The 10,817-nt window shown below is 71.7% G+C and carries 9 protein-coding genes; 3 read left to right on the top strand and 6 right to left on the bottom strand.

What is annotated here, in order from left to right:
- On the bottom strand, positions 1-1,707 hold a 1,707-nt coding region (murJ, locus tag Q7L65_RS26460), incomplete at its 3' end, for a murein biosynthesis integral membrane protein MurJ (protein ID WP_304726316.1).
- Between the two features lie 51 nt (positions 1,708-1,758).
- Between murJ and rpsT the strand changes: the two genes are divergently transcribed.
- Positions 1,759-2,031: a 30S ribosomal protein S20 gene (gene rpsT / locus Q7L65_RS26455; RefSeq protein ID WP_304726314.1), complete on the top strand. Its 273-nt coding sequence runs from the start codon at positions 1,759-1,761 to the stop codon at positions 2,029-2,031.
- A 123-nt stretch (positions 2,032-2,154) separates the two neighbouring features.
- On the opposite strand, the gene holA is transcribed toward rpsT, so the two are convergent.
- The gene (holA, locus tag Q7L65_RS26450; RefSeq protein WP_304726313.1) at positions 2,155-3,132 is read right to left on the bottom strand and encodes a DNA polymerase III subunit delta; all 978 of its coding nucleotides are present in this window, start codon (positions 3,130-3,132) and stop codon (positions 2,155-2,157) included.
- Between the two features lie 83 nt (positions 3,133-3,215).
- Between holA and Q7L65_RS26445 the strand changes: the two genes are divergently transcribed.
- A complete protein-coding gene (locus Q7L65_RS26445) occupies positions 3,216-3,710 on the top strand; it encodes a PH domain-containing protein (RefSeq protein WP_304726312.1) in 495 nt (164 codons plus the stop codon).
- Positions 3,707-5,434 (top strand): PH domain-containing protein, encoded by a 1,728-nt coding sequence (locus Q7L65_RS26440; protein ID WP_304726309.1) that lies wholly within the window; start codon positions 3,707-3,709, stop codon positions 5,432-5,434. Before Q7L65_RS26445 ends, Q7L65_RS26440 begins: the two co-directional genes overlap by 4 nt.
- A gap of 8 nt (positions 5,435-5,442) precedes the next feature.
- Here Q7L65_RS26440 and Q7L65_RS26435 read toward each other — a convergent pair whose 3' ends face one another.
- From Q7L65_RS26435 to leuS, 4 genes are all read right to left on the bottom strand, one after another.
- Positions 5,443-6,936, bottom strand: a complete 1,494-nt coding sequence (locus tag Q7L65_RS26435; protein WP_304726307.1) for a ComEC/Rec2 family competence protein — start codon at positions 6,934-6,936, stop codon at positions 5,443-5,445.
- Positions 6,933-7,619: a helix-hairpin-helix domain-containing protein gene (locus Q7L65_RS26430; RefSeq protein WP_304726305.1), complete on the bottom strand. Its 687-nt coding sequence runs from the start codon at positions 7,617-7,619 to the stop codon at positions 6,933-6,935. Before Q7L65_RS26430 ends, Q7L65_RS26435 begins: the two co-directional genes overlap by 4 nt.
- Positions 7,620-7,654: 35 nt before the next feature.
- A complete protein-coding gene (locus Q7L65_RS26425) occupies positions 7,655-8,233 on the bottom strand; it encodes a hypothetical protein (protein ID WP_304726303.1) in 579 nt (192 codons plus the stop codon).
- Positions 8,234-8,335: 102 nt separating this feature from the next.
- A complete protein-coding gene (gene leuS / locus Q7L65_RS26420) occupies positions 8,336-10,798 on the bottom strand; it encodes a leucine--tRNA ligase (RefSeq protein WP_304726301.1) in 2,463 nt (820 codons plus the stop codon).
- Positions 10,799-10,817: the final 19 nt, after the last annotated feature.

Below are 10,817 nucleotides of genomic sequence, written 5' to 3'. Positions count from 1 at the left end.
CTGGCGGCGCGGCGGCCCCTGGCGGCGCGGCTGCCGCGGCGCGCGCGGACGCGGCGGCGGCACGCGGCGCTTCGGCTTTCTGCGCCGCCCGGCGAGCCGGCCGGCCGCCATTCTGTAGATCATCTGGCCCTCGGGCTCGCGCCAGTGCAGGATCGCCGCGACGTAGAACGCCACCGCGGCCGCGATCGCCATCCCGACGCTGATGATCTGCGCCGGCAGCGAGCGGCCGAGCGCGCCGTCCAGGCCCCACCAGACGAACAGCGCGGCCGCGCCCATCAGCGCCGAGGCCGCGGTGACTCTCATCATCGACTTCAGCGTCGCGGCGCCGTCGACCCGGCCGCCGAGCAGCCGCCGGATCCCCCACAGCTGGCCGCCCGCCATCGCGATGTTGGAGACGACCGTGCCGATCACGAGGCCGGCGACGCCGTACGGCTTGTAGAGCGCGAGGCTGACGATCACGTTCACGACGAGTGAGCCGAGCGACAGCGCGGTCGGCATCCACGGCCGCTGCAGCGAGAAGAACGTGCGCGACAGCAGCAGGTTCAGGCCCGAGAACGGGAGGCTGAAGGAGAACCAGAAGAGGGCGCTCGAGACCAGCTCGGTCGAGTTGTCGTCGAAGGCGCCGCGCTGGTAGACGAGCCGCGTGATCGGCTCCGCCAGCACCAGCGTGACGGCCGCCGCGGGCGTCAGCAGCAGCCAGATCAGCCGCATCCCGCTGGCCATCGTGGCGCGCAGCCCGTCGATGTCCTTGCGGGCGGCGTAGCGGCTGAGGACGGGGAACAGGACCGTCGCGACGGCGACGCTGAACATGCCCTGCGGGAGCATGTAGATGCGGAACGCGGCGTCGATCGCGCGCGGTGCCTCCTCGCTCACGAGCGTGCCGAGCGAGGAGTTGATCAGCAGGTCGAAGTTGATGATGCCGAGGCTGATCGTGACCGGCAGCATCAGCTTGAAGACCTGCAGGATGCGCGCGTCGCGCCAGTCGAAGGCGAGCTGGAATCTGAAGCCGACGCGCGGCAACACCGCCACCGACATCCCCAGCTGGACGATCGTGCCGAGCAGCACGCCAGCGGCGTACGCATACATCTGCTGATCGCCTCTGAAGAACGAGCGGCCGAAGATCAGCACGGCGATGATCACGACGTTCCAGACCAGCGGAGCGATCGCGGGGATCGTGAAGTGGTCGTACGTATTGAGGATTCCGACGACGAGCCCGTTGATCCCGAGCAGCACCACGATCGGGAACAGCACCTGGCTGAGGCCGATCGTCAGCGAGTCCAGATGCGCGTCGAACGTCGAGCTCGTGAACAGCGGCATGATCAGGCCGGCGCCGAGCACGAAGAGGGCGGTGATCGCCCCCAGAGCGCACAGGATCACGAGCGCCAGCGTCGAGGCGAGCCGGAACGCCTCTCTCTGCTGTCTTCTTTCCAGCAGTTCGGTGAACACCGGCACGAACGCGGCCGAGAGGGCAGCGTCGGCGAAGAGGCTGCGGACCAGGTTGGGGACCTGGAACGCGATCGTGAAGGCCGAGAACGCGCCGCTCGTGCCGAAGTAGCTGGAGGCGACGATCTCGCGGATCAGACCCGCTATCCGCGACAGCCCGGTGGCTGCCGAGAAGATGATCGTGTTGCGTGCGCGGCGGCCGCGGCGGGCCTGCTCGGTGCCGGCCTGCGCGGCGGTGGGTTCGTCAGCTGTCTCGGCGGTCACGAGCGCGCTATAGTACGACGCCGTCGCGGCCCTGACCGTGACCGAAACCTTATGGCCAACATCCACTCCCAGAAGAAGCGCATCCTCCGCGCTGAGCGTGAGCGGCTCGAAAACCGCCGCTACACGTCGAAGATCAAGACCTACTTCCGTCGTCTCGAGGCAGTCGTCTCGGGTGACGAAAGAACGGACGCCGCTCCGGTGCACCGTGAACTGGTCCAGACGATCGACAAGGCCGTCAAGCGCGGCGCGCTCCACCGCAACAACGGCGCGCGCAAGAAGTCGCGTGCCGCCCGCATTCTTGCGGGTAGCGGTACTGACGCGTAGGACCCGCTCCTTCCTTCAACCATCACGACGGGCTGCGTTCTGCGCGGCCCGTTTGCGTGTTTCGGCACGTACCAGCAGGAACGGCGAAGGCCCGCGCGAGCGGGTCTTTCGTCGTCGCCGGGATCAGGCCGCGATGCGGGCGATCGCTTCGATCGCGAGCGTGTCTTCGCTGAGCTTCGAGCCGGCGCCGCCGCGGGAGGCCAATTCCAGGTCGGCGACGATCGTGATCGCGGCGCGCAGACCGCCTACGTCGGTGCGCTGCACGTCGGCGATGAAGCGCTCGGCGATCTTCGGCGGCATCCGCAGCCCGCGACGCACCTGCGCCACCGACTCGCCCGACTCCAACCGCTCGGCGACGTCGAGCGCGTCACGCAGGCGGCGGGCGATCGTGTAGAGCAGCCCGGCGAGCCGCTCGCCCTGCTCGCGCAGCTCCAGGTAGGAGCGCGTGGCGGCGGCGCCGTCGCGCGCGACGAGCGCGTCGGCGAGCGTCCAGCTCTTGCGCTCGGCCGAGCTGGCGGTGATCTCGTCGATCTGGTCGAGGTCTATCCGCGCGCCCTCCCCCAGCTCCAGCGCCAGCTTCTCCAGCTCGCGCAGCAGCCGCTGCTGGCGTTCGCCGACGTGCGCGACAAGCGCTCTCGCGGCGGCGGGATGCAGCTCCAACCCGAGCGCTCTCGCCTGCCCGACCGCCCATCTCGGCAACTCCCACGGCTTGACGGTCAGCTCGGTGCTGATGTCGCCGCCGGCCGCTCTGACCGCTGCGATCAATCTCTCGGGGATCTTCGTGCGCCCCTCTTCGCGACCGAAGAAGACGACCGTCGTGTCGGGCGGGAGCGCCTTCAGCGACGGTTCCAGCAGTCTCATGTCGGCGGCCTTCCAGCGCTCGACCCCGTCCACGATGATGAAGCGGCGCCCCATCGCGAACGTCATCGCCGACAGCGCCCCGGCGACCGCCTCCGAGGTGGCGGCGTCGCCCTCGAAGACCTCTGTCCCCTGCGACCCGCTCTCGCGCTCCGCCAGCGCGCGCAATCTCGCGCGCCGCTCGGCCAGGCGACCATGGTCGTCGCCGTAGATCAGGTACGCGGGCTTGAAGCTGGGCGGCACGGCTGGCGAGTCTAGTTGGTGACGCGGGCGCTCCGGGGGCTGCCCGCACCCGCCCCCGCGCGTGCGCCCGGTAGGTTGCTGCGATGGAGCCAGAGCTGCGCCTGCGCCCGCCGCGCAACCGCGTCGACCCGCGCGCGGTGCGCTGGTGGACGACGCAGGCGCTGGCGCACGTGGTGCCGCTGCTCGCCGCGATCGTCGTCGGCTACGTGCTGCTGGCGGACGCGCGCGACTGGCTTCGTTTCGTCTTCGCGATCGTCGCGATCGGCGGCGTCGTCTACGTGATCGTGATGCCGCGTTGGCGCTACCACGTGCACCGCTGGGAGACGACACCCGAGGCCGTCTACGCCGCGTCCGGCTGGGTGCTGCAGGAATGGCGCGTCGCTCCGCTCTCGCGCGTGCAGACGATCGACACCCAGCGCGGCCCGCTGCAACAACTCTTCGGCCTCGCCTCTGTAACGGTGACGACCGCCTCCTCGAAGGGCGAGATCAAGATCGACGGCCTCGACCGCACGCTCGCCGTCGAGGTCGTGCACCGCCTGACCGAGACGACCCAGGCGATCCCGGGCGACGCGACGTGAGCGAGGGCAGGGAACCGGCGCTGCCCGGCGAGAACGGCGCCGGCGCGAAGCGTGTCGTCGACGACGGCTGGCGGCAGCTCGCCGCACGGGTGTTGGCACTGCACGTCGTGCGACTGGCCGGCGCGCTCGCCCCGATCGCGCTCGTGCTGGTGCTCGGCGGCGCGCTCGACAGCACGGTCAAGATCACGATCGCGTTCATCGCCGGCGGCGCTGCACTGTCGGCCGCGCGCGACGCGCTGACGTGGGTGACGACGCGATACCGCGTCAGCGACGAGCGCGTCGAGCTGAGATCGGGCCTGCTGCAGCGCAGCGAGCTGTCGGTCCCGCGCGACCGCGTGCGCACCGTCAACCTCACCGCCAAGCCGCTGCAGCGCGCGTTCGGGATCTCGACCGTCGAGATCGGCACGGGCAGCCGCGAGCAGAAGCGGTTGAAGCTCGACGCCGTGCCAGTCGACGAGGCGGCGCGTCTGCGCCGGGCGTTGCTGGAACGTGGCGTGGCGTCGGGATCTGCGGACGCGAGCGGCCCCGCGGCGGGAGGCTCGCATGCGGGCGTCCTCGCTGCGAGCGACTCGCCGACGGGCAGCCTGGCGGGACCCCACGCGCGCGACGGCGTCACGGCCGACACCGCCGACGAGCCAGATGGAGCGATCCTGGCGCGCCTGCGCCTGCGGTGGCTGCCGTATCACCTGCTTTCGCCGTGGACGCTCGTGCTGCCGGTGATCGGGTTCGGGGCGCTCGTCAACACGCTCGACCAGTTCGGGATACAGGACAGCGTGCGCGACGTCGTCGAGGGCGCCGCTGTCGACTCGGTCCACCGCGCCGACAGCGCGCCGGTGTGGCAGATCGTGCTGCTCGTGCTCGCCGTCGCCATCGGCCTGCTGCTGATCGGTGCCGTCGGCGCGAGCGCGCAGTTCCTCGAGAGCTGGTGGGACTTCCGTCTCGCGCGCGAGCCGGGCGGCACGCTCCACGTCCGGCGCGGCCTGCTGACCGCACGCTCGATCTCGATCGAGCAGCGCCGCCTGCGCGGGATCACGATCTCCGAACCGCTGCCGCAGCGCGCCGTCGGCGGCGCAAGCGTCCGCGCCATCGTCAGCGGACTGCGGTCCGGCAACGACGGCAGAGCGGCTCGCGCCGACGCTCTGCTCCCGAACGTCCCGCACATCGAGGCGGACCGGATCGTCGCCGAGGTGCTGGAGGAGCCGCTCGCTGCACCGACGGACCGGCCCGCTTCGAGCATGCGCGCCAGCGAACTGCGTGCGCATCCCGCCGCGGCGTTGCGGCGACGCTACAACCGCGCCGTCGCGGGCGCGGCGCTGCCGATCGCGGCGCTCGTGCTGCTGGGACCTGTGCTCGACGTGATCGCCGACTGGTGGTGGATCGTCGGCTTGGCACTGGTGTGGCCGGCGCTGCTGCTGGGCCGCGACGCGTATCGCTCGCTCGGCCACCAGGTCGCCGGCCGCTACCTCGTGACGCGTCAGGGCACCTTCGTGCGCCGCACGCACGCGCTCAGACGCGACGGCGTGATCGGCTGGAACGTGCGCCGCTCGTTCTTCCAGCGCCGCGTCGGGCTGATGACGCTGACCGCGACGACCGCGGCGGGCAGCGGCGGCTACGAGGTCATCGACGTCGCCGAGGGCGAGGGGATCGCGTTCGCCGAGGAGGCGGTACCGGAGATCCTCACCCCGTTCCTGGAGCGGATCGGCGGCGGATCGGCGCGCACCTGAGCTGCCGGTCATCGGCGACGCCGTCGATCGCGCGCCGGGTCGGGTGGCGGGCGCCTGCGGCGCACCAGCACGACGAGCCCAGCGAGCACCGCGTAGACGGTCGCGAGCGCGACCGGTCCGGGCAGGCCGACTCTGAGGTTCGCGTGCGGGATCGCGGCGGCGGTGTGGGCGACTGCGCCGACGAAGCCGAGCAGGAACGCGTTCAGGAGGTTGAGCGGGAGCGCGAGCGGGGCGGCGAGCTGACCGAGCGCCGCGGCGAGCATCCCGAGCCACATGATCGGCGCGATCGCGGCGGCCGCGAGCATGTTCGCGGGCAGCGAGACGAGCGAGAGCTGCTCGAAGTGGAGCGCGAGCAAGGGCGCGGTCCCGAGCGTCGCGGCGAGCGACATCGCCGCGGCATCCGCGACAGCCACCGGGACGCGGCGTCTGCGCAAGCGCGCGCTGAGCGCCGGCGTGGCGAGTGCGATCGCGACGACCGCGACGAAGCTGAGCTGCCAGCCGGGATCGCCGCTGGCGCGCGGGTTGAGCGCGAGCGTCGCCGCGGCCGCCAGCAGCAGCGCGTACCACCGCGACGCCGCTCGACCGGCGAGTGCCGCGACCGTCGTCGCAGCGCCCATCACGCCCGCGCGCTGGATCGACGGTCCGCCGCCGGCAAGCGGAACGTAGAGCGCGATCAGCGCGAGCGCGGCGCTCAGACGCGGTCGCAACCCGAGCCCCGCGACGGTCAGCAGCGGGAGGGCGAGCGCAAGCAGCAGCGCGACGTTCTGTCCGGAGGCAGCCAAGATATGGCTGAGACCCGACGCCCGGAACTCGTCGCGCGTGCGCTCGCTCAGCGCCTCGTCCTGGCCGAGCACCATGCCGCGCAGCAGCGCGGCCTGCGGCCGTTGCAACCCTTGCGACAGGGCGTGCTCCGCGCGACCGCGGATCTCGTCCACGAGTCCCCACGCCCCGCCGCGCCGCGCGCCGGTCGGTGCCGCCGCGTCGATCGTGATCGCCGCATGCGCACCCTTGCGCGCATAGTGCTGCTCGAACGGCCCGAGCGCCCGCAGCCGCCCCTTCACCCGCACGACCGCGCCGGTCGCCGCCGCCGGCCAAGCGATCGCCTCTCGGATGCGCACCATCACGCGCTCGCCGGCGCCGTCGACGTAGTGGCCTTCTGAAGCGAGCGCCCGCAACTGCACCAGCACGGTGCTGCCGTATTGCACCGGACGCGGCTGTTCGAGCAGGGTCACGTCGGCCGCGACGGTTCGGCCGATCAGGGGCGGGAGCTGAGTGCGATCGAGCGCGGCGAGGCGCAGTTGGCCGCCGATCGCGCCGGCGAGCACCGCCGTCGCGGCGAGCAGAGCCAGACCGCTGCGACCGGCGAGCGCGGCCGCGGCGAGTGCGAGCAGGAGAATCGCTCGTGGCGGGAGTGGCACGGCGAGCAGACCGGCGACCAGTCCGCCCAGCACCAGGTGACGCGGATGCCGGCGCAGCTCCTCGAGCGCGCCCGTCGCGCTCATCTGCCCAGTTGCGCGCGTATCGCGGCCAGCTTCGCCTCGCCGATGCCGGAGACCTCGTCCAGCTCGTCGATCGAGCCGATGCCGCCGTTCTGTTCGCGGTACGCGACGATCTTCGCGGCCGTCGCGGGGCCGACGCCGTCGAGCACTTCCAGCTCCTGTGCGGTCGCCGTGTTGAGGTCGATCTGGAGCGGCTGACCGGGCACCGCCGCACCGTCCGCGGCCGCGGCGGGGGGCGCGCCAGCGCCCGGCACGGCTCCGGCGACGCTCCCGCCACCGACAGCCACTCGCTCGCCCCTGCGCGGTACGACGACCTCCCCGCCATCGACGACTCTCGCCGCGAGGTTCACTCCGCGGCGGTCGGCACGCGCGCTGAGGCCGCCGGCACGTCGTACGGCGTCGAGCGCGCGGGCATCGCCCTGCAGTCGGTAGACGCCCGGCCGCCGGACCGCGCCCTTGACGTCGACGACGACACCGGCTTCTCTCGGTTCCTCCTCGATGGCGGGAGCGGAGCCGTTCCCGTCGGGCGCCCCGAGGCCGCCACCGTCTGGGAGCGGAGCAGCGGCGCTGACGTCGCCAACCCCGCCCCCACCCTCACTCGTCCGCAGAAACCGCGCGCCGATCAGCAGAACGGCGATCGCGAGGGCTGCGTAGATGGCGAGCTGGGGCTTGGTCGGCTGCGGCACGGTCCGGCACGCTACGGCCGATCGCTGTCACAGCGCTACGCGTGATCGCTACGCAATTGCGCAGCGGCGAGCGCGATTCGCACCGCGGCTGTTGCGTCGGGCGCGATGACGATCGCCTCGTCGCGCAGACCGTCGCGGGCCAGCTCCCACGTGCCGAGTCCGACCACCGTCTTGCCCGCCTGCAGCGCGAGCGCGATCTCCGACAGCGTGCCGAACGCGCCGCCGACTGCGATCAGCGCATCTGCCGCGCGCACGATCAGTCCGTTGCGCAGCTCGCCGATGCCGGTCGGGATCGCCACGTCCACGTACGGGTTCGCGGCGGTGCGGTCGGGTCCCGGCAGGATCCCGATCGTCGCGACGTCCATCCGGCCGCCGCGGCCCGCGCCGTCGATCCCGTCCGCGAAGAGGCGCGCCCCACGGCACGCCTCCTCCATCACGCCGCCCCCGCCGCCGCAGACGACGACAGCTCCCGCGCGCGCGAGCGCCTCGCCGACGGAGAACGCCTGCGCCCGCTCGACCGCGCCCGCGTCGCTGCCGCCGACCACCGCGACGTGCGGCCGGTCGAGCGGGCGCGCCCCGCCGCCCTCGCCGCCGGTCGCTCTCAGCGCGCTCATGACGGCCACCGCAGCGGCGACGAGCGATTGGACGCGCCCGAGGCGCTCCGCTCGCTCAAGCCCGCCCCGCCGCCGCCGTCGCGCCGCCGCACTCGCCCGCGCCTAGCGAACGACGATGTTGACGAGCTTGCCCGGGACGACGATCACCTTTACGACGTCTCTGCCGTCGACGTGCGCCTGCACGTTGGGCGCGGATCGGGCCAGCGCTTCCAGCTGCTCCTTCGTCGCGTCCGCCGGCGCCGTCAGCCGCTCGCGCACCTTGCCGTTGACCTGCGCGACCAGCTCGAACGTGTCGGCGACGAGCATCGCGGGGTCGGCGACGGGCCACTGCTGCTCCCAGACGCGCAGCCCGGTCGCGGTCTCGTAGACCTCGGACGCGGTGTGCGGGGCGAACGGGAAGATCAGCGAGGCGCCGGTCGCGGCAGCGAAGCGCAGCACCTCCGGAGAGGCGCCCTCGCGGTGGCGGTAGGCCTCGTTGACCAGCTCCATCACGGCCGAGATCGCCGTGTTGAAGGCGAAGCGGCCGCCCATGTCGCTCGTCACCTTGTCGATCGCCCAGTGCGCCTTGCGCGTCAGCGCCGCGTCGGCGTCGTTGGCGAACGCGCCGGCCGACGGCGAGTCCGCCGGGCCGCGGCCGACCTCCATGCCCAGGCGCCACAGCCGCGCGAGGAAGCGGTGCACGCCCTCGACGCCCTCGTCGGACCAGTCGGCGTCCTGGTCGGGCGGGCCGATGAAGAGCACGTAGCAGCGGGCGGTGTCGACGCCGTATCTGTCGACGTACGTCGCGGGGCTGATCACGTTGCCCTTCGACTTCGACATCTTCGCGCCGTCGCGCGTGATCATGCCCTGCGTGAAGAGCGCCTGGAACGGCTCGTCGGCGCTCAGCAGGCCGATGTCGTGGAAGGCCTTGGTGAAGAAGCGCGCGTACAGCAGGTGCAGGATCGCGTGCTCGACGCCGCCGATGTACTGGTCGACCGGCATCCAGCGATCGGTCACCGCGCGGTCCCACGCGGCCGTGTCGTTGTTCGCGTCGGTGTAGCGCAGGAAGTACCAGGACGAGTCGACGAACGTGTCCATCGTGTCCGTCTCGCGCCGGGCCGGCCCGCCGCACGTCGGGCAGGTCGTCGCGACCCAGTCCTCGACCGCGGCCAACGGGGACTTGCCTCTCGGCTTGTAGTCGGTCACGTCGGGCAGCTCGACCGGCAGCTGATCCGCCGGCACCGCGACCGCGCCGTGCTCTTCGCAGTAGACGATCGGGATCGGGCAGCCCCAGTAGCGCTGGCGTGAGACGAGCCAGTCGCGCAGGCGGTAGTTGATCGCTCTTCTGCCTCTGCCGTCGCCGTCGAGCCATTCGACGATCCGCTCCAGCGCCTCGCGGTTGGGCGTGCCGTCGAACTCCGGGTTGGAGTTCACGAGCGGGCCGTCGCCGCTGTAGGGCAGCTCGTCGGAGCCGGACGGATCCTCGATCACGCGGCGGATCGGCAGGCGGTGGACCTCTGCGAACTCGAAGTCGCGCGAGTCGTGCGCGGGGACGGCCATGATCGCGCCGGTGCCGTACTCCATCAGCACGTAGTCGGCGACCCACATCGGGATCGCCTCGCCGTTGACGGGGTTGATCACGCTGCGGCCGAGCGGCACGCCGGTCTTCGCCTTGTCGGAGGCTCCGTGCTCCTTGTTGGACTCGGTCAGCGCGTGTCTGACGTAGTCGTCGACGGCCTGCTCGTGCTCGGTCCCCGCGGCCAGTCTCAGCACGTCGGGGTGCTGCGGCGAGAGGACGAAGAAGGTCGCGCCGAAGAGCGTGTCGGGACGGGTCGTGAAGACCTCGTAGTCCTTGTCCAGCTCAGCGTTGTGGAAGACGACGTGCGCGCCGACCGAGCGACCGATCCAGTTGCGCTGCATCGTCTTGACGTGCTCGGGCCACTGGATCGAGTCGAGGTCGTCCAGGAGGCGGTCCGCGTAGTCGGTGATGCGGAAGAACCACTGGTCCAGCTGGCGGATCTCGACCAGCGCGCCGGAACGCTCGCCGCGGCCGTCGACGACCTGCTCGTTGGCGAGCACGGTCTCCTCGACCGGGTCCCAGTTGACCGCGCCCTCTCTCTTGTACGCGAGCCCGCGCTCGAAGAGCTGGAGGAACAGCCACTGGGTCCATCTGTAGTAGCGCGGCTCGTGCGTGCCGAACTCGCGCGTCCAATCGATCGAGATGCCCCACTCGCGGAACTGGCGCTGGAAGGAGGCGATCGAGGCGGCGGTCGCCTCGCGCGGATGGACGCCCGTCTTGATCGCGTTGTTCTCCGCCGGCAGGCCGAACGCGTCGTAGCCCATCGGGTGCAGGACCTTGCGGCCGATGCGGCGGTTGTAGTGCGCGACGGCGTCGCCGAGGGCGTAGTTCTTGAGGTGCCCCATGTGCGGCTCGCCGCTCGGGTAGGGCAGCATCTCGAGCACGTAGTAGCCGTCTCGGCCGTCGTCCTCGTTGGAGACCTCCCAGGTCTGCTCGTCGGCCCACACCTGCTGCCACTTCGGCTCGATCGCCTTCGGCTCGTATCTCAGCTCGCGCAAATCGCTCATCGGAGTGGACAGGCTACCG

It is taken from the genome of Conexibacter sp. CPCC 206217, from assembly GCF_030646165.1.
Lineage (GTDB): Bacteria > Actinomycetota > Thermoleophilia > Solirubrobacterales > Solirubrobacteraceae > Conexibacter.
This window is presented reverse-complemented; position numbering and strand designations above follow the sequence as displayed.

Coding starts and splice junctions, on each gene's coding strand:
- leuS (WP_304726301.1), bottom strand. CDS start 10,798: ATGAGCGATTTGCGCGAGCTGAGATACGAGCCGAAGGCGATCGAGCCG.
- Q7L65_RS26425 (WP_304726303.1), bottom strand. CDS start 8,233: ATGAGCGCGCTGAGAGCGACCGGCGGCGAGGGCGGCGGGGCGCGCCCG.
- Q7L65_RS26445 (WP_304726312.1), top strand. CDS start 3,216: ATGGAGCCAGAGCTGCGCCTGCGCCCGCCGCGCAACCGCGTCGACCCG.
- rpsT (WP_304726314.1), top strand. CDS start 1,759: ATGGCCAACATCCACTCCCAGAAGAAGCGCATCCTCCGCGCTGAGCGT.
- Q7L65_RS26435 (WP_304726307.1), bottom strand. CDS start 6,936: ATGAGCGCGACGGGCGCGCTCGAGGAGCTGCGCCGGCATCCGCGTCAC.